Raw genomic sequence first — 17027 nt, forward strand, 5'->3', positions numbered from 1 at the left:
GGGCCCAACTCTCGAGACTCTCAGGGGCTTCGCCCCGAACCCCCGGGGGCAATGTGGGGGGGGGGGGCCCCCCACCCCCCAGCACAATTGTGGAGGGGAGTCACTCGGCGGAGGTTGGGGTTTGGGGGGGGGGGGGGGGCGTGGTCCTTGTGGGGGTGGGTGGCGGCCTGCCCCCGCGCCGCCCCCCCCCCACGGCCCGGATCAGTGCGCGGAGTACCCGCCGTCGACGAGGATGCTCTCGCCAGTAACGAACGAGGATTCGTCACTGGCGAGGAACAGCGCGAGGTTGGCGACTTCCTCGGGCTGGGCGATTCGCTTCAGTGGAGTGGCGGCCTCGATGCTGGCGATGAGTTCGGCCGGCAGGTTCGGGGTCATTCCGGTGCTGATGACGCCCGGCAGGATGGCGTTGGCGCGGATGCCGCGGTCGGCGTATTCCACGGCCGCGGTCTTGGTCAGCATCATGATCCCGGCTTTGCTCGCGCAGTAGGCCGGCATGTTCGCGAATGCGACGGTGGCGGCCATCGAGGCGGTGCTGATGATCGATCCTCCGCCGGTGCGCAGCATAGCTGGGATACCGAAGCGCATGCCGAGGAAAACGCCCTTGAGGTTTACTGCCAGCACACGGTCCCATTCTTGTTCGGGATATTCGCCGGTCGGGGCCTGGTCGCCGTCGATTCCGGCGTTGTTGTACAGCACGTCGAGGCGGCCGAACCGGTCCAAGGTCAACTGCACGAGGGACTCGACGTCGGCCGCGTTCGCGACGTCGGTGTGCACGGCCAGGGAGTGTTCCTCGAGTTCGTCGGCGACGGCCTTCTCACTGCCGGATACATCGGCGACGACCACGGCTGCTCCTTCGCGGCGAAACAGCCGGGCTGTCGCCGCACCGATGCCGGAACCGGCGCCAGTGACGATGGCGACTTTGCCGTACAGACGTGTGCTCATTGGTTCTCGATTCTCTGAGTGGGGCTCGGGCTGTGCGCTGCGCGGGCCCCGTGGGCGTCTTGTAGATGTCAGGCGAGCACGAACATCGCTGTCAGGCAGGTGCCTACGACGAGGCACCAACCGCCGAAGAGCAGCCGCAGCGCGAGCGGGGCGTGCCGCAATTCCATGAAATGGTCGCCGATCAATTGGACTTTCACGACGCCGACGACGATTACGACGATCGCGGCGTTCTTGGTGCTGTTTCCGGCGCCGAGGTGCCACGACAGTAGCGTTGCGGCCATCAGGGCGGCCCAGACGAGCAGTAACGTTCGAGCCTGTGGCCCGAGCGAGCGCCCGCTACTGGTGGACAGGAACTCGGTCACGGGTCACCTCGCGAGGTAGAGGAGGGGGAACAGGATGATCCAGAGCAGATCGACGAGGTGCCAGTAGATCGCGCCGGATTCCAAGGTGGCGTGGTCCTTGAGCGTTGCGACGCGGCGGCGGACCAGGCGCCACATGATCGTCAGGACCACCAGCCCGAGTAACAGGTGCAGCAGGTGGATTCCGGTGAAGACGAAGTAGTACATGTAGAAGTCGTTGGTGCCCGGTGTGTGTCCGGTGCTGACCTCACTGTGATACTCGATCGCTTTGTTCGCGACGAAGGCGGTGCCGCAGAGCAGGGCCAGCGCGATGAGCCTGGCCGCCGGCCGATCCGCGTTCGCGCGCACTGCATGGACGGCGAGCGCGACGAACAGCGATCCGGTGAGCAGCAGCAGGGTGTTGGTGGCGCCGAGGCACAGGTTCAGCGTCGTCCTGGCCTGTTCGAAGACCTCGACCTGGCTGGACCTGCTGTAGGCGAAGACACCGAAGAACACCGAGAAGACGATCATGTCGCCGAGGACGAAGACCCACACTCCGACTTCGCCCGGTACGGGCGGCCCGGATGAGGAGCGGCGCGCCGCGCCGTGCAGCGCATTCCGCGTCGCTCCTCCGAAGGGGTCTGCGAACTCGGTCTCGAACGCGTCGATAGATCGAGCTGAGTTCACGACTGTGGTCCTCCGATCGTCATCGCTCCGCCGGGAGGTCCTGGCTGTGGACCAGACCGCGGCGAACGTTGCGCATCGACAAGTAGCTGAAGGTCACCACCCAGATGCCGAAGATGATGAACACCTCCCACAGCGCGATGATGCCGTTCCAGCCGAACGCGCCACCCTTGAAGAACCAGGCGCCCGAACCGGGGATGTAGAGGATTCCGGTCCAGATGCTGAGGTAGCCACTCCAGCGGGGGAAGGCGGGCTCGTTGGTCTTGTCCATGAGGATGGCCAGGCCGAGCGCGATCGCCCAGATCGTGAACGGCATCCACGTTCCCAGCAAGAGCATCCAACCGAGATCGTTGAGCGTCTGGGTGATCTCGGGCGAGATCTCACCGGGCCGGAAGGCGGCCGCCGCCCAGACGCCGGCCATCACGACGATCTGGGCTGTGCCGGTGGCCATGCCGGTCAGCTGGACGTAGGTCAGGACCGGGAAGGCGCCTTCCTTGCGCCTGGTCTGGACCGCCATCGCCACGCCCCAGGTGCCCATCAGCCCGTAGGCGCAGGCGGTGAAGATGAGGCCGATTCGGATGCGTGTTGTGTGCTTGACGTAGAAGTCGGCGACCGTCTGCGCCGAGTCGCCCGGCAGGATCTCGGGCGGGAAGTAGCGGGCGAGCCAGACGCTGCCGATGCCGAAGAAGAAGATCATCAGCGGCCCACCCCAGGCGCACAGCAGCTGAGCTGTGCGGTTCATGCTCTGCGCCTCTGGCGAGCGGGGAGCAGCCGTATCGGTGGCGGCGAGTGTTTCGGCGGAGCGGCCCGCCACGGATTCCCTGAGACTCATGACGTCTCCTCTTGGTCGAAAGGGGTTGGCTCCGAATGGGTTCGGAATCGTGAGCCAGGTCTCAAGTGTCGGGAATCGGCCTCGCTCACTCGTCGTACCGGCGGGGGATTTCTGTCCCTCGGAGGTCGTAGGTACACCGGACCACAGAAACGAACAAACGTTTGTCGACGGCATTTGGCATCGTTCGACTCGCTTTGTGATGTGATTCACGGTCATGTGTTCTGCCGGTGCATGTCGCGTCGGCTGGCGAGTGACCGGCAGAAGGGAGACGCACCTCGGGCGATCCGAACCGACCAAGGCAGCAGCGTGAAATCGCGTTGCCACAAGGATCGCCGGTCTGCTGGTGTTGATATCGAAATGCGCCATGCGAGGAGGACCGACAGGGCGCGGGCGCACAGGGTTTCGACCCTGCGGAAGCCGATTCCGGCCGGCAAACGGATCGTCTACATCAGTTGTGGTGCGTGTGCGTGCGAGTACACCGGCCAGGTGCTGACAGGGGCTTCGGCGAGGCTATTGTGCTGCGGCCGGATGCGTTGGGCTACAACGGTTTCTCGCGCGGGAATTCGTGAGGCAACTGGCCGAGCTCGACAGTCTCGGGGTCCCTGATTTGGCCCCGCACACCGTCGGCGGGCCGGGCACCGGGCTGACCTTCACATGCCTGGACTCCTCCCTTCGAGGTCCTCGTCGATGTCCGTCGGCCGATCTCGATCGGCGTAGGGACGTTCGGACTATCCGGTAGTGGCGGCGTATTCGACCGTGTTCAGCAAGATATCGCGGAAGACTGCCCGCAGTGTGAGATGTGATTCGCTCGCGATCGGACAAGCGCAGATGGGCATCGACCAGATCACGTTCCCGCTCAACGATTACCCCGACGTCGAGGCGCTCGTTCTCGGCCTCGACGTTCTCGCGATCGGACTGTCCGACCGACTCGCGGGTCTTGGCGGGGGACACGGTCGAGCGCTATACCTACACGCCTGCCGGGTCGGGGGTCGAGGCGCTTGCCCAGGGTGAGCGCGCCGCGTCGTTGCCGAGCCCGCACCGCAGGTGGGATCTCGCCGCCGCGATAGCTCCCGTGTTCGTCCCGGTCGCTCGCTACGAATCTCGCCGGAGGTGTTGCCGTGGACGATCTGGGCTCACGATATCGCCGTGGTGTTCCGGGCGTCGGAAGGCCGAGTCGTGGTTGTCGACGACCACCAGCGGCAGTTCGCCCAACTGTGCGGCCGGTGAGCCGCTTCCGACGAGTCAGGGGATCGGATGACAAGCGAGACCGGGGCAGTCGAGTCGGTCATTTCGACTGCCCCGGTTCTCGTCCCGCACCGGGCTGCGGTGCCTACTGGGCGGTGAGACCGCCGTCCACGATGTGCTCCATGCCGCTGATGTAGGAGGACTCGTCGCTGGCCAGGAACAGGACCAGTTGCGAAACCTCATCGGGGTCCGCCATCCGGCGCAGTGGCACGTTCGCGGAGATGCCTCCGCCGTCGGCGTCGGTGGCTGCGGCCATCATGGGCGTCTTGATGTAGCCCGGATGGACCGAGTTGACGCGAATGTTCTGCGGCCCGAATTCGGCAGCGGTGTGCTTGGTCATGCCGCGGATGGCGAACTTGCTGCCGACGTAGGCGAGGTTGGGGGCGCCGACGATGGACACGACGCCGGCAACCGAGGAGATGTTGACGATCGAGCCCCCGCCCGCAGCCTGCATGGAGGGAATGACCGCTTTCATACCGTAGAACTGCGAGTTCTGGTTCACGGCGATGACATCGAGGTAATCCTTCTCGTCGATGTCGAGGATCGAGCTTATGGGGCCCAGGATGCCGGCGTTGTTGACCAGGATGTCAATGCGCCCGAAACGGCTCTCGGTGTCGGCGACGACCCGCTGCCAGTCGGCGAAGGAGGTGACGTCGTGGCGGAGAAACAGCGCGTTATCGCCGAGTTCGGCCGCGACGATGCGGCCGCGGTCTTCGTTGAGGTCAGTCAGGACGACCTGGGCTCCCTCTGCGACGAATCGGCGGGCGTGCGCTTCGCCCATGCCCTGTGCTGCTCCGGTGATGATCGCGGTCTTCCCGCTCAGACGTCCCATGGTTTTTCACCTCTATGCCGAGTGCGCCGCGGGGCGCGGGCCCGGCGGCGCGATGGTTGTAACGAGCCCGAACGGCTCCGCTTCAGCCTCGCATAACAAACGATTGTTTGTAAATGACGCAGAACGGCCAAGGTACCGCGGCCCTACGTCAGGGTGCTGTCAGCCCGTCGACGGCGGAGTCGGCCAGTGCTTCGCCGAATTCTTCGGTGCCCAAGCGGCCTTCGGGGGAGTACCACTCCGCCGCTGAGGTGAGCATGCCTATCACGGCCAGCACGGCGATCCGCTCGTCGCGTGCCTCCCGGAACGAACCCTCTCGGACACCGTCGCGGTAGATCTGTGTGAACACGTCCTCGTACTGTCGGCGCAGGGCGATGACACGCTCGCGTGGCTCGTTACTGAGGTATTGCCACTGATGAAACGCGACGCGTGTCTGCTGAACGGTTTTCGACAGCACCCGGACGTGGGCGCGGATCGCCCCGCGCATCCGTTCGGGCGCGGAATTGTCCGATTTGGCGAACGGTAGCAACTCGGTCAGGTAGTTCGTGATGCCCTCGGCGACGATATCGGCGAGGAGTTCCTCTTTGCTCGTGATGTGGGCGTAGAGGCTTCCCGGTAGCAGTCCGACGGCGTCGGCGATGTCGCGCATGCCGATCACCGGGAAGGTCTTGTCGCTGAACAGGGTCAGGGCGGCCTCACGGATCTGAACGATCGTCACGGGCCCGGTCTTGGTCGTGCTGCGTATGCGTTTGGCCCGCGGTGGCATTTACCCCTCCTGTTCGTGGTTCTCTTACTCGTCCACGTGCAGATTACACGTCTGCCCAACAAACAGTTGTTCCACGGTCGGCGTCGGTGGATACCCCGCAGCCAGAGCGGCCAGGAGAAAGTCGGCTATCGGCACATCGGTCGGCGCAGGCTCGAGACCGGTGGGCGCAACCCATTCCGGTGCCCAGTTCAGCGCTCCCAGTACTGCCAAGGTGGCGAACCGGATGTTGAGGTCGGCACGGAACGCGCCGGATTGCACACCATCGCTGATGATTTCGCGGTAGTACATCTCATAGCGGCGCCTCGATGCGACGACGTCGGCGCGTGCGCTCTCTTCAAGGAAGCGCCACTGGTGAAAGACGACCAGGGCACGTTCGGGATTCCCGGCGACCAGCGACAGATGGGCCGCGACAGCCTGTCGGAGCCGCTCACCGGGAGTCAGCCCAGCGTCGATGGAACCGACGGCGGCGAGGAACTCACGGATGCCGACGTCGACGATCTCGTGAAGCATCGCCTGCTTGCTGGTGACGAAGGCGTAGATGCTTCCCGGCAGCATGCCGACCGCACGCGCGATATCTCGGATCGAGACAGCCGGGTAATCCCGTTCGCCGAATAGTGTCGTCGCTGCGGCGAGGATCGTCTGCCGGGGGGGCGCCCCTGGCTCGGTGCTGATGTCGTTCACTGCGAAACTGATTGCGGGACAGTGGATTCCGGGTTCAATTTCCCTGATTGAAGCACGCGGGCCGTTTCTCGAGGAACGCCGTCACGCCCTCCCGTAGGTCAGGGTTGTAGTGCAGGGCGGCGATCGCCCAGTAGCTGCTGGTCATAGACGTGGCCAGGTCGACCTGCCAGCTCGATCGCAGCGCCTGTTTGGTGGCCTCCACTGCACGCCAGGACTTCGTGGCGATCCGGTGTGCAAGGGCGGTCGCCTGCTCGAGCAGCTCCTCGGCGGCGACGACGCGATTGACCAGCCCGATGTCGAGTGCGCGCTGGGCGTCGATGACGTCGCCGGTCAACGCCAGCTCGGCGGTCATCCCGGAGCCGATCAGCCGCGGCAGGAAGTAGGTTCCGCCGTTGCCGGGTGGCAGGCCCATGTTGATGTAGGTCTCGCCCAGCTTCGCCCGCTCGGAGCAGATCCGGATGTCACAGGCGAGTGCGAGGTCGAGCCCTCCGGCCGTGGCACCGCCGTTGATGGCGGCGATCACGGGCAGGCGTGAGGCGACGATGCGCTGGGTGAGCGGGAACAAGATACGCGCGTTGTAGGGCTCGTGGTCCACCTGGTGACGGTTGTCGAGGTAGTCCTTCATGGCCTTCAGATCGGCGCCGGCCGAGAACTGCTTTCCGGCGCCGGTGAGCACCAGCGCGCGCACCTCGCGATCGGCTTCGAGAACGTCGAGGACGCGCAGGAAGTCGCGAATCAGTTCGGGCACGACACCGTTGCCGCGATCGGGCCGATCGAGTGTGATGACGGCGATGTTGTCGATGCGATCGACGTACAGCGTCTCGAGTTGCTGCCGCACGATTGCTCCTTCGGTCGGTGGAGGACGGCCGTCCTCAACGGGTGAGAACGGTGGCCACTGTGGTGGCGTAGGCGCCGGCGAGCCATCCACCGGCGTTGACGGCCAGCGCCGCCCGCGCGCCCTCTACCTGCCGGGATCCTGCTCGGCCGGTCAGCTGGTCGAAAAGCTCTACGATCTGCGCGCATCCCGTGGCCCCGAGTGGGTGGCCCCGGCTGAGCAGACCTCCGCTCGTGTTGACCGGAACCCGGCCCCCAAGACTGGCTTGGCCCTTGCGGAGAAGCAGATGGCCCTCGCCCTCGGCACAGAGCCCGATCTCCCCGTACTGCAGGATTTCCGACGGGGCAGCGGCATCGTGAACTTCGACGACGTTGAGATCCTCCGGCCCGATTCCAGTGGCGTCGTAGACTGCGCGCGCGGCCCGAGCCACCGGTGCCGACCCCGCACCGGTGCCGGATGCCACGTCGATGCCGCGAATCTCACACCCGCTGATTCCGGCCCGCGCGCGGTACCGTTCCGAGACCAGGAGCACCGCCGCCGCTCCGTCTGTGGTGGGCGAGCACATCGGCAGTGTCAGCGGCTCCACGATCATCCGTGCCGCGAGTACATCTTCGACGGTTTGCGGTGCGGTGAACTGGGCGCGGGGGTTGAGGGCTCCGTGGGTGCGGTTCTTGACCGCCACGGCAGCGAAGTCCTCGACCGAGGCGCCGTACTCGACCATGTAGGTCTGCGCCTCCTCGGCGTAGACGTCGAGCAGCGCCGAACTCTTCAGCTCGCGGGAAGCGTCGTCTTCGTCGATGTCGGAGACGTCAGTGGCTCCGCGGATCGCGGCGAAGGTCCGGTGCTTGTCCTCGCTGGACAGCTTCTCCACTCCGACGGCCAAGGCCACGTCGCAGCGTCCTGCGCTGATTGCGTCGAAGGCGCCCAGAATCGCGCTGCTTCCCGAGGCGCAGGCGTTCTCGACGTTCACCAGCGGGATTCCCGCGAGCGGGGTGTGCCGCAGCGCGACCTGGCCCCGGATCATCTCCTGTCCGGTCAGCAGCCCGGCCGCGCCGTTGCCGAAGTAGAGGCGTCCCAGTTCCGACACCTCGATCCCGGCGTCGCGCAGCGCCTCCGCGGCGGCGGCACCGGCCAGGCTGCCGATGCTGCGGTCGGTCCGGCTGACGAATGGTGTCATGCCCACGCCGGCGATGAATACTCTGTTCACAGCTGTCTCCTGGGATTCCGGGACCGGTCAGGGTGTCGGCGCGGCGACACCGCGTGCGCCGCCGCCGACCTTGCGGTCGTGCCCGATCCAGTAGCGATCGCGAACCTCGCGTCGCAGGACCTTGCCGTACGCGCTGACCGGAAGATCGGGAACGAACTCCACGGCCTTGGGCTTCTTGTAACCGGCCAGGCTGTCGGCGCAGTAGCGGATCAGTTCGTCGGCGTCGGCGTGCTGCCCCTCTTCGATCACTACGACGGCGTGTACCGCCTCACCCCAGTACTCGTCGGGGATGCCGAAGACCACGACGTCGGCCACCGCCGGATGAGTGATGAGCACCTCTTCGACTTCACGCGGATAGACGTTGTTGCCACCGGAGACGACCATGTCCTTGGTGCGGTCGAGCAGGAACAGGTAGCCGCCTTCGTCGAGGGTGCCCACGTCGCCGGTGTGCAGCCAGCCGTCATGCAGGGTCTCGGCGGTCGCTTCGGGGTTGTTCCAGTAGCCGCGCATCACCACATCGCCGCGGACGATGATCTCGCCGGGCTCACCGGCAGCGACCGGCAGGCCGTCGGGATCCACCACGCGGACCTCGACATCGGTCCGCGCGATTCCGGCCGACCCCAGGCGGGGGTCGTCGGTGGCCGCGAACCGCGCATGCATCGCCCGGTCCAGCCCGGTCGCGGTGATCGGTGCCTCGCCCTGCCCGTAGATCTGGGAGAAGATCGGTCCGAAGGTCGCGACGGCGCTCTTGAGGTGTTCGAGGTAGATCGGTGCACCGCCATAGCACACGGCCTTGAGGGTGCTCAGGTCGAAACGGGCTGGATTGTACTTGTCGAGCAGCGCGACGATCTGTGTCGGCGCGAGGAACGCGATGTGCGAGACCTGATGCCGGGCAACGGTTTCGAACAGCAGCTCGGGGGAGAAGCTGAGGGCGTCGAGGATGACGTTGGTCGCTCCGCGTGCGATCGTGGGCAGCGCGACGATACCGCTACCGTGCGAGAGCGGCGCCGCGTGCAGCACGACGTCCTCCGCCCCGATGTTGTAGACATCGGAGAGGTAGTTCATCACCACGACCCGGCCGGTGCGGTGGGTCCAGGTCGCGCCCTTGGGCCGGCCGGTCGTGCCGGAGGTATAGAACAGCCAGCTGGCGTCCTCGGAGGTGATCTCCACCGGGGCAGGCAGGGCATCCGGCGAATTCAGCAGGTTCCTATAGTTCTCGGCTCCCGATTCGCCGTTGACCTCGAAGCGCCACTCGATCCCGTCGAATTCGGTGAGGTGGCGCTCGATCTCGGCGGTGAATGCCGCACTGTGGATGAGTACCCGGGCCCCGGAGGAGCGGGCGATGTAGGCCATCTCCTTGGCGTGCAGCCGGGCGTTCATGGGAACCACGACGAGTCCGGCGGCCAGGCAACCGAACACGGTTTCAAGAACCTCGGGGCTGTTGTGCAGCGCGAAGGCCACTCGGTCGCCGCGCTGCAGGCCGCGGCCGAGGAGTTCGCCGCCGATATTCAGGGCGCGCCGGTAGAGCTCGGCGTAGGTAATGGTGCGCGTGCCGTGCACGATCGCGGCACGGTCGGGATGGTGGGTCGCCGACTTGGCCAGGAAGGCGGCGATGTTCATCTCAGGAGTCGGCGTCATCTCCGTGTCCTTCCGGAACGAAGTAGGCGATGTGGCGTCCCCCATCCGGCGTGGCGTCGAAGCGCACCCGCATGTCGCAGCTGTAGTGGTCCCATTCGCCGTCGGCGCCCGGGCGCAACCGGGCCAGCAGTTGCACCCCCTCGTCGAGTTTGACCACGGCCAGGGTGTAGGGCAGGTCGGCCTCGAAACCGGTCGGCGAGCCGATTCGCTGGATGGTGAAACTATGCAGGGTGCCGCCGCCAGCGGCGGGAGTCCAGCCCAGATCGGTGCCGCCACACACCGGGCACAGGTACTTCGGGTACATGATCGGCGCGGCGCAGTCGCCGCACTGCTGGATCACGAGTTCCCCGCGCTCCAGCGCGGCGTAATACTGCTCGGTCAACGGTGTCGTCATTGTCTCTGCCTCACTTGTTCACGCGCTCGAGCAGGAGCACTTGGCTGTCCATGTATGTGCCGCCGGTGCCGCCGCAGACCGCTCGCCTGCAGTTCGGGATCTGCCGATCCGCTTCCGCGCGGCCGAGCAGCTGGCGGATGCCCTCGACGAGCAGGGCGGTCCCACCGCCGACGCCGGTGTGTCCGGCCGAGAGCAGGCCGCCGTTGGTGTTGACCGGCAGGCGGCCACCGGGAGAGAACTCACCGGCGGCGAACAGCCGTGCGCCCTCGTTCGGCTTGCACAGCCCGAGCCCTTCCAACCCGATGGTCAGCACCGCGGCGTAGGAGTCGTAGACCTCGGCGATGTCGGCGTCGTCGGGGCCCCAGCCGGCTTGCCCGTAGGCGCGATCACCGGCGGTCTTCCAGCCGAGCACCGCCAGGTCGTTCTCCTGGCCGATGCTGTAGTGCGAGACGCAGCCGCCGGATCCGGCGATCCGTGCCCACCGGTCGTGGTTGCGCCGGGCGTTGGCGGTGCTGGTCATTACGTATGCGGCCGCGCCGTCGGCGAGCATCGGGCATTCCATCGCGCGGATGGGATCGCAGATCATCTTGGAGGACAGGATCTTCTCGATGGTGAGGTCCTTGTCCTTGTACATCGCGTTGGGGTTGAGCCGAGCCCACTGCCGCAGTGCGACGCAGACCGCGGCCATCTCCTCGGCGGTGGAGCCGGAAGCGGCCATGTAGCGCTGCGTGATCAGCCCGCCGACCGCGTTGAATGTCAGCCCGGTGGGGCGTTCCCACTCGCGCGGGATTCCGTAGCGGCTGAGCATGTCGACCATGTCGGCCACCGGTGCCGAGCCCCACTTGTCGGCCTGGACGACCAGGACGTTCTTGGCCTGGCCGCTGGCGATGAGGCCGGCCGCTACCCGGGTGATGTTGTCGCTGGTCGAGCCGCCCGAGTGCAGCATCGCGCTGGCTTTGGCGCGGCCGTGGAGGCCGAGTTCTTCGATCACTCGGGAGAAGATGAGGTCGGCTTGGTCATCGGGCGAGTGCAAGCACGGGATGAGCAGCACGGTGTCGATGTCGGCGATCTGCAATCCGGCATCCTTGACGGCCGCCGCGGCGACCTGGACGAGCGAGCCGATGAAGGGCCGCTCGGGGTATTTGCCCGACGGAAGTTCGGCGACACCGATGAAGGCGGCTTCCAGCGGGCTGCCATCCATAGGGTTCGTGCCGAGATCGGTCGTGGTCATTGCTCAGCCTTTCAGGTCGTGACGACGTTTGGCCTGCAGAACCATCTGGACGGTCATGACCGTCTCGTCGTTCTGGTTGAGGATCGAGTAGTCGATTGAGAGAATCCCCTGATCAGGGCGTCGAGAGGGATCCGCGGCGACGACTTCGGCGCGCACCCGCACGGTGTCACCGGGGCGAACCGGCTTGAGGGCCCTGATGGAGCGGACCTCGCGCATCGCCACGATCGCGTCGCCGTAGAACCCGGCCAGGGCCACCAGCCCGACGGCGATCGAGAAGGTCAGAGGTCCGTGCGCGATGCGGGTCCCGAACTGGGTCGTGCTCGCGTACTGCTCGTCGGTGTGCAGCGGGTAGTGGTCACCGGTCAGGCCGGCGAACTGCGAGATGTCGCCGATATCGATCGTGCGCCCGCCGGTCGTGCACACGGTGCCGACCGGGAAGTCCTCGAATCGCCGTTCGGCTGCGGTGGCGCTTGCTTCGGCCGTGGTCACTGTTCTCCCATTCCGAGGTCGATGGCGGCCAGCGCTTCGTGCGCCAGCCCGTACCCGAGGTCGGCTTCGAGAAGGCGGCGCAGCGGGCGGGTAAGCACCTTGCGCGCGTAGCGGCGGGCCAGCAGGGGCTTCTCGGCGACGGTGCGCGCGACTTCCCACGCGCGCGGCAGCAGCGCGTCGGCGGCCAGCACTTCGTTGACCGCGCCGTACTCGAGCGCTGTGCGGGCGTCGAGTTCCCGGCCGGAGAGCAGGAAGTGGCGGCCGCGGTTGGGGCCGAGCACGTACGGCCACACGACGTGCGCGCCGTCTCCGGGGACGATCCCGGAGGGGAAGTGGGGGCCGTCCTGGAAGCTGGCCGACTCCGAGGCCAGGACGATGTCGGAGACGATCGGGATCTCGGGATGGTTCGTGACCGGGCCATTGATCGCGGAGATGACCGGGACTTCGATGCTGAGCAGGTTGTTGAGCAGTCGCTGGCCCTCGAAGATGATCTCGTCCCAGTCGTGGGGGGTGCCGAGGTTGAACGAGGTGAAGTCGATCTCGGCGCAGAACGACTCGCCGGCGCCGGTCAGGATGACGACTTTGTTCTCGCGATCGCAGGCGATGTGCTGGAAGCAGTAGGCGAGCTCGTCGTGGGCGGTCGCGGTCCAGACGAGGCTCTTACCCTCAGTGTGCACCGTGACGAGCAGGATTCCGTTGTCACGTTCGAGGCGGATGTTCTCGAACTGCGTCGAGTACTCGGAAAACGGTGTCGGGAAATGTTTCATGGGACTTCCTCCCAATGTAACGAACAAGTGTTTGTTTATGCACCATAACACTCAGTGAACTGGGCAACAAGGTTTGGCGATTACCACCGTACAAACGTATGTTTTATGGAATTGCCGGAAGCTTTCCCGGACGGCGAGGAGCCGAGATGACCCCATCGAACCGTGCTGCTGCACCAGTCGTTCGGACCGCGAAGCAGGATCAATTGATCCGCGAGGCGATCCGATTGTTCAGCGCGCAGAGCTACGCGGGCACGTCGATCCGTGACCTCGGCGAGGCGCTCGGTATCAAGCCCGGCAGCGTCTACGCCCACATCGAGAGCAAACAGGCGCTGCTGGTCCGGGTCGTCGAACAGGGCATCGATCAATATCTCGCGGCGACCGCGCACCTGACCGGCCCGCCGGCGCAGAGACTGCGCGCGTTGGTTCACACCCATATCGGCGTGGTCGCCTCCGATATCGACCAGGCGCTGGTCGTCTATCACCAGTGGCGCCACATCCACGAGCCCGACCGGCGTCGCATCGTGGGCAAACGCCACGCCTACGAACGGGTGATCGGGCGCATCCTCGACGAGGGCGTCGCGACCGGTGAATTCCGCCTCGCGGCCGACAAGGCATCCTCGGTCCGCGGAATTCTCGGCATCCTGAACTGGAGCCCGGAATGGCTGTCCCCGGACGGGCCTGCGTCGCTGGCGACCGTCGGAGAAGCGCTGGCCCGGATCGTGCTCGCCGGTGTCGGCGCTGATCATGGTGCGGGCCAGTTCGCGGTGGCGAGGACCGCTCCGGACAGCGCAGCAGGCACAGCCGAGTCGATGGTGCGCTTCCCGAACAGCCAACGCCGGCCGTCGTAGCGGAAAATATCGCGGTAGATGCCCAGCGCCAGAAGACGCAGCACCGACTCTTCGGTGCGCACTGCCAGGACCCGGGCGGTGCCGCGGGCAACACCTGGATGTTCCGCGTCGATCAGGACGTCGGTCACCATGTGCGAGCTGCCGTGTGAGCGGGCCGTTGCGACCGCGAAGAACTGCTCCAGGGCCGGCCGGCCGATGACAGGGGCCGCACCCGGCGGTGTGAAGACGCCGTCGGCGGTGAACAGTGCGGCACATGCAGCGGCGTCTGCGCGATCGAACGCGTGGGTGTAGCGCGCGTAGAGTTCGAGGAGCTCGAGACGGTCGGTGAGGTCGAACGCGCGCTGGACCGGATGGCGTGGATCCGGGGCATTGTCGGTCATCGTCATTGCCCCTCTGCCGGGGCGGGCTTGCGCAACGCCATTCGGTTCCTGATGAACTCGCGCGGGCTGTTGGAAGCGAATACGCCGGTCACGGCACCATCGACGACAACATTGGCGACGAAGGTGCCTTGCTCGAGGGAACCGGTGAGTACCTCGAGGGTGCAGCCGTCGGCGGCACTGCCGGCGAACTGCAGGCGATGTCCGAACTGTTCGGTCCAGAAGAAGCCATCACCGAGATCGGGGTCGTAGGGGGTTGCTGTCAGGGCATGGGCTGTGCGCTGGGCGCTATCGACGGCCGCGGTCCAGTGCTGGATGTCCTCGTCGATGAGTCGGTCGCGCACGCGGACTATATCGCCGACGCCGAAGATGTTCGGATCGCTGGTTCTCCCGTCCAGATCACAGATCAGGCCGCGGTCGACGGCCAGCCCCGCTTCGGCGAGCCAGTCGAGTTCGCGGGCCACACCGGCACCGACCACGACGAGATCGGCACTGCGCCAGGTGCCGTCGCCCAGCGTGACGGTGATCCCGGTGCTGTTGTCGGTCACCGAGGACACCAGCACCGAACTCGTTATGCGTACGCCGTTCGTCTCGTGCACCGATGCCACCCACTGCGACAGCTCCCGGCCGAGGATCGAGATCATCGGCCCTTCGTCGGCGGCGACGACATCGACCTCGAGCCCAAGACTGCGGGCAGAGGAGGCGACCTCGAGTCCGATGAAGCCACTGCCGATCACCAGCACCCGTTCAGCGGAGAGCAGTGCCTGTCGCAGCCGCGCGGCATCATCGACGGTGCGCAGGTAGTGAACCCGCTCGGACGGGTCGAGTCCCGATAGACGCCGCGCGGTCGCGCCGGTCGCTACGACGAGCTGCCCGTAGGGAACCTTGGTGCTGTCGGCGAGCCGAACCGATCGCCCGGCCCGGTCGAGCGCGGCCACTCGGTGCCCGAGATGAAGGGACAGATCCAGAGCGGCCGAGGTCTTCGAGTTGAGAAGCCCCAGGTCCTCGTCGGTGAGCTCGCCGAGCAGGTAGTCCTTCGACAGCGGAGGACGGTCGTAGGGCGCAGTGGTTTCCTCGCTAAGCAGATGGATCGGGCGGCCGTAACCGAGGTTGCGCAGCCCTTGAGCTGTCCGTACAGCGGCGAGGCCGCCCCCGACGATGACGATGTCATTGGCACTGTCGAGCATCTCTACCTCACCGTTTCGACTCGTGCTGCCAGGGCCTGGGCGGCCATGGTCACCAACTTGAATTTCTGTACCCGTCCGGTGACGGTGACCGGGAGATCGCTTTCGGCGATCACGAGAATGTGCGCAGGCACCTTGAAGCGGGCCAATAGTTCGCCGCAGTAGGCGATGAGCTCGGCTTCGTCGACGGTCCGGCCTTCGGCGGCGACGACGACGGCGCAGCCGACCTCGCCCAGACGGTCGTGAGGCACCCCCACCACATGGGCGACCCGGACCGACTCATGGCGATTCAGTACCGACTCGACCTCCGAGGGCAGGACCAGTTCGCCGCCGAAGCGGTAGGACTCCTTGATTCGGCCGGTGAGCGCCAGGTAGCCGTCCTCGTCGAGCCGGCCGAGGTCACCGGTGTGCATCCACCCGTCCTCGGTGAACAACGCGGCTGTCTCGGTCGGTTTGCGGTAATAGCCCGGAGTGACTGCGGGACCTCGCACGACCAGTTCTCCAACCTCGCCGACGGGGAGATCTGCGCCGGTATCGGTCGCGATCACCTTGTAGACCGCCATCGCGCCTTTGAAGTCCGGTGAACCGGCCGCGCCGGCCGGTTTGACGGTGCCGTTGGTCGTCTGCAGGCGTGAGAGCGGGTCGCCGGGTCGGGTGCACATCGTTGAAGCGGTGGTCTCGCTCTGGCCGTACGCGGTGAACAGTTCGTGCACACCGAGGACATCGAGCATCTGCTGCCACATCCCGGGGCTGTGCGGGGCGCCGGAGGAAAACATCGTCGACAGCACGGACAGGTCGAAGTCGCCTTCGGCGGCAGCTTCGAGCAAGCGGGTGGTCATCGCCGGTACACATATCAGCTCGTCGATGTGGAAACGAGCCACACTCTGCAGCATTTTCGCGGGGTCGAACACCACTTGGGGTGCGACCGCGCCACCGACATAGATAGCTGCGACCATGGCCTCGATGTAGCCGAATACGTGATACATCGGCAGCGCGTACCCGATCCGACGGCCGTCCTGGAAGGCGCGCGTGTAGGCCGAGGCGTAGGCGGTACGGGTGACCGCGTCATGGGTCAACATGACACCTTTGGGCTTACCCGTGGTGCCGGAGGTGTACAGGATGTCTGAGACCGTCCGCGTATCGGTGCTGCGGGTGAGCATCAGCACTTCGTCGTCGGTAACCGCTGCGCCGGCGGCCTCGAGGCACGACAACGGTGCTCCGCGGTGCGGTATCGCCGGATCGACAGGGCGCACGAAGATCTGCTGTAGCCGCGGGACCGTAACCCCACCCCCGGACTCTTCCCAGCTCGGCGCGATGCGGTCCAGGCAGTCCAGGTAGTCCAGCCCACGCAGACGATCCATCGTGATCAAGACCTTCGCGTCGGACTGGCGCAGCACATATGCCAGCTCCTCGTGGCGCAGCAGGTAGTTGATCGCGACCGAGACCGCGCCGAGGCGGGAGATGGCGAGCTTGAGGGAGATGAAGTCGGGCAGGTTCGCCATGTCGACGGCGACGTGATCGCCCGGTCGCACTCCGATAGTGAGCAGCCCGGCTGCCAGCCGCATCGACCAACGCTGGGTTTCGGCGTAGGTATAGGTCTGCTTATCGGTGAAGATGAATGGGCGCTGGGGGTGTTCGGCGGCGACCTCATCGAATAGTTGGGCAACGGTGCGGGTGTGCCACGGGGTGTAGCGAGCGTCGAGTGCAGCGCGGTGCTCGGTGGCGGATTCGATAGTCATG

At 66.0% G+C, this 17027-nt stretch carries 18 protein-coding genes; 1 reads left to right on the top strand and 17 read right to left on the bottom strand.

The genetic code is table 11. From position 1 onward, the window contains the following. Nucleotides 1-201: 201 nt before the first annotated feature. From ABZV44_RS42325 to ABZV44_RS42390, 14 genes are all read right to left on the bottom strand, one after another. Nucleotides 202-942, bottom strand: a complete 741-nt coding sequence (locus ABZV44_RS42325) for an SDR family NAD(P)-dependent oxidoreductase (RefSeq protein ID WP_354849976.1) — start codon at nt 940-942, stop codon at nt 202-204. A gap of 68 nt (nt 943-1010) precedes the next feature. Next, the gene (locus ABZV44_RS42330) at nt 1011-1304 is read right to left on the bottom strand and encodes a cytochrome C oxidase subunit IV family protein (RefSeq protein ID WP_354849979.1); all 294 of its coding nucleotides are present in this window, start codon (nt 1302-1304) and stop codon (nt 1011-1013) included. 3 nt (nt 1305-1307) lie between these two features. Continuing rightward, complete coding sequence (locus tag ABZV44_RS42335; RefSeq protein WP_354849982.1) at nt 1308-1967, bottom strand: cytochrome c oxidase subunit 3; 660 nt, start codon at nt 1965-1967, stop codon at nt 1308-1310. A gap of 19 nt (nt 1968-1986) precedes the next feature. Further along, nucleotides 1987-2796, bottom strand: a complete 810-nt coding sequence (locus tag ABZV44_RS42340) for a hypothetical protein (protein WP_354849985.1) — start codon at nt 2794-2796, stop codon at nt 1987-1989. 1330 nt (nt 2797-4126) lie between these two features. After that, nucleotides 4127-4873, bottom strand: a complete 747-nt coding sequence (locus ABZV44_RS42345) for a glucose 1-dehydrogenase (RefSeq protein ID WP_354849988.1) — start codon at nt 4871-4873, stop codon at nt 4127-4129. A gap of 148 nt (nt 4874-5021) precedes the next feature. After that, nucleotides 5022-5588 (bottom strand): TetR/AcrR family transcriptional regulator, encoded by a 567-nt coding sequence (locus ABZV44_RS42350; protein ID WP_354849991.1) that lies wholly within the window; start codon nt 5586-5588, stop codon nt 5022-5024. A 72-nt stretch (nt 5589-5660) separates the two neighbouring features. Beyond that, entirely contained in the window at nt 5661-6317 is a 657-nt protein-coding gene (locus ABZV44_RS42355) for a TetR/AcrR family transcriptional regulator (protein WP_354849994.1), read from the bottom strand. A gap of 34 nt (nt 6318-6351) precedes the next feature. Further along, the gene (locus ABZV44_RS42360; protein WP_354849997.1) at nt 6352-7155 is read right to left on the bottom strand and encodes an enoyl-CoA hydratase/isomerase family protein; all 804 of its coding nucleotides are present in this window, start codon (nt 7153-7155) and stop codon (nt 6352-6354) included. Nucleotides 7156-7189: 34 nt separating this feature from the next. After that, nucleotides 7190-8359 (bottom strand): thiolase family protein, encoded by a 1170-nt coding sequence (locus tag ABZV44_RS42365; RefSeq protein WP_354850000.1) that lies wholly within the window; start codon nt 8357-8359, stop codon nt 7190-7192. Nucleotides 8360-8386: 27 nt separating this feature from the next. After that, on the bottom strand, nt 8387-9997 hold the full coding sequence (locus tag ABZV44_RS42370) for a long-chain fatty acid--CoA ligase (RefSeq protein ID WP_354850003.1): 1611 nt from the start codon (nt 9995-9997) through the stop codon (nt 8387-8389). Continuing rightward, nucleotides 9981-10391: an OB-fold domain-containing protein gene (locus ABZV44_RS42375; protein WP_354850006.1), complete on the bottom strand. Its 411-nt coding sequence runs from the start codon at nt 10389-10391 to the stop codon at nt 9981-9983. Before ABZV44_RS42375 ends, ABZV44_RS42370 begins: the two co-directional genes overlap by 17 nt. A gap of 10 nt (nt 10392-10401) precedes the next feature. Next, complete coding sequence (locus tag ABZV44_RS42380) at nt 10402-11622, bottom strand: thiolase family protein (protein ID WP_354850009.1); 1221 nt, start codon at nt 11620-11622, stop codon at nt 10402-10404. A gap of 3 nt (nt 11623-11625) precedes the next feature. Continuing rightward, on the bottom strand, nt 11626-12111 hold the full coding sequence (locus ABZV44_RS42385) for a MaoC/PaaZ C-terminal domain-containing protein (RefSeq protein ID WP_354850011.1): 486 nt from the start codon (nt 12109-12111) through the stop codon (nt 11626-11628). Beyond that, entirely contained in the window at nt 12108-12878 is a 771-nt protein-coding gene (locus ABZV44_RS42390; RefSeq protein WP_354850014.1) for an enoyl-CoA hydratase/isomerase family protein, read from the bottom strand. Before ABZV44_RS42390 ends, ABZV44_RS42385 begins: the two co-directional genes overlap by 4 nt. A gap of 146 nt (nt 12879-13024) precedes the next feature. Between ABZV44_RS42390 and ABZV44_RS42395 the strand changes: the two genes are divergently transcribed. Further along, on the top strand, nt 13025-13726 hold the full coding sequence (locus ABZV44_RS42395) for a TetR/AcrR family transcriptional regulator (protein ID WP_354850017.1): 702 nt from the start codon (nt 13025-13027) through the stop codon (nt 13724-13726). Here the strand turns inward: ABZV44_RS42395 and ABZV44_RS42400 are convergent. The 3 genes from ABZV44_RS42400 to ABZV44_RS42410 are packed head-to-tail and all read right to left on the bottom strand — an operon-like array spanning nt 13621 to nt 17026. Continuing rightward, on the bottom strand, nt 13621-14106 hold the full coding sequence (locus tag ABZV44_RS42400) for a nuclear transport factor 2 family protein (RefSeq protein ID WP_354850020.1): 486 nt from the start codon (nt 14104-14106) through the stop codon (nt 13621-13623). The genes ABZV44_RS42395 and ABZV44_RS42400 overlap by 106 nt on opposite strands. 2 nt (nt 14107-14108) lie before the next feature. Then, nucleotides 14109-15290 (bottom strand): FAD-dependent oxidoreductase, encoded by a 1182-nt coding sequence (locus tag ABZV44_RS42405; protein WP_354850022.1) that lies wholly within the window; start codon nt 15288-15290, stop codon nt 14109-14111. A 2-nt stretch (nt 15291-15292) separates the two neighbouring features. After that, complete coding sequence (locus tag ABZV44_RS42410) at nt 15293-17026, bottom strand: AMP-binding protein (RefSeq protein ID WP_354850024.1); 1734 nt, start codon at nt 17024-17026, stop codon at nt 15293-15295. Nucleotide 17027 lies beyond the last annotated feature (1 nt).

Origin of the sequence: Nocardia sp. NPDC004860, from assembly GCF_040609015.1 — a bacterium.
GTDB lineage: Bacteria > Actinomycetota > Actinomycetes > Mycobacteriales > Mycobacteriaceae > Nocardia.

What these genes read in the sequence shown, in the direction of transcription:
- ABZV44_RS42325 (WP_354849976.1), bottom strand. Translation starts at nt 942, where the DNA reads ATGAGCACACGTCTGTACGGCAAAGTCGCCATCGTCACTGGCGCCGGT.
- ABZV44_RS42340 (WP_354849985.1), bottom strand. Translation starts at nt 2,796, where the DNA reads ATGAGTCTCAGGGAATCCGTGGCGGGCCGCTCCGCCGAAACACTCGCC.
- ABZV44_RS42345 (WP_354849988.1), bottom strand. Translation starts at nt 4,873, where the DNA reads ATGGGACGTCTGAGCGGGAAGACCGCGATCATCACCGGAGCAGCACAG.
- ABZV44_RS42370 (WP_354850003.1), bottom strand. Translation starts at nt 9,997, where the DNA reads ATGACGCCGACTCCTGAGATGAACATCGCCGCCTTCCTGGCCAAGTCG.
- ABZV44_RS42375 (WP_354850006.1), bottom strand. Translation starts at nt 10,391, where the DNA reads ATGACGACACCGTTGACCGAGCAGTATTACGCCGCGCTGGAGCGCGGG.
- ABZV44_RS42380 (WP_354850009.1), bottom strand. Translation starts at nt 11,622, where the DNA reads ATGACCACGACCGATCTCGGCACGAACCCTATGGATGGCAGCCCGCTG.
- ABZV44_RS42390 (WP_354850014.1), bottom strand. Translation starts at nt 12,878, where the DNA reads ATGAAACATTTCCCGACACCGTTTTCCGAGTACTCGACGCAGTTCGAG.
- ABZV44_RS42395 (WP_354850017.1), top strand. Translation starts at nt 13,025, where the DNA reads ATGACCCCATCGAACCGTGCTGCTGCACCAGTCGTTCGGACCGCGAAG.
- ABZV44_RS42400 (WP_354850020.1), bottom strand. Translation starts at nt 14,106, where the DNA reads ATGACCGACAATGCCCCGGATCCACGCCATCCGGTCCAGCGCGCGTTC.
- ABZV44_RS42405 (WP_354850022.1), bottom strand. Translation starts at nt 15,290, where the DNA reads ATGCTCGACAGTGCCAATGACATCGTCATCGTCGGGGGCGGCCTCGCC.
- ABZV44_RS42410 (WP_354850024.1), bottom strand. Translation starts at nt 17,026, where the DNA reads ATGACTATCGAATCCGCCACCGAGCACCGCGCTGCACTCGACGCTCGC.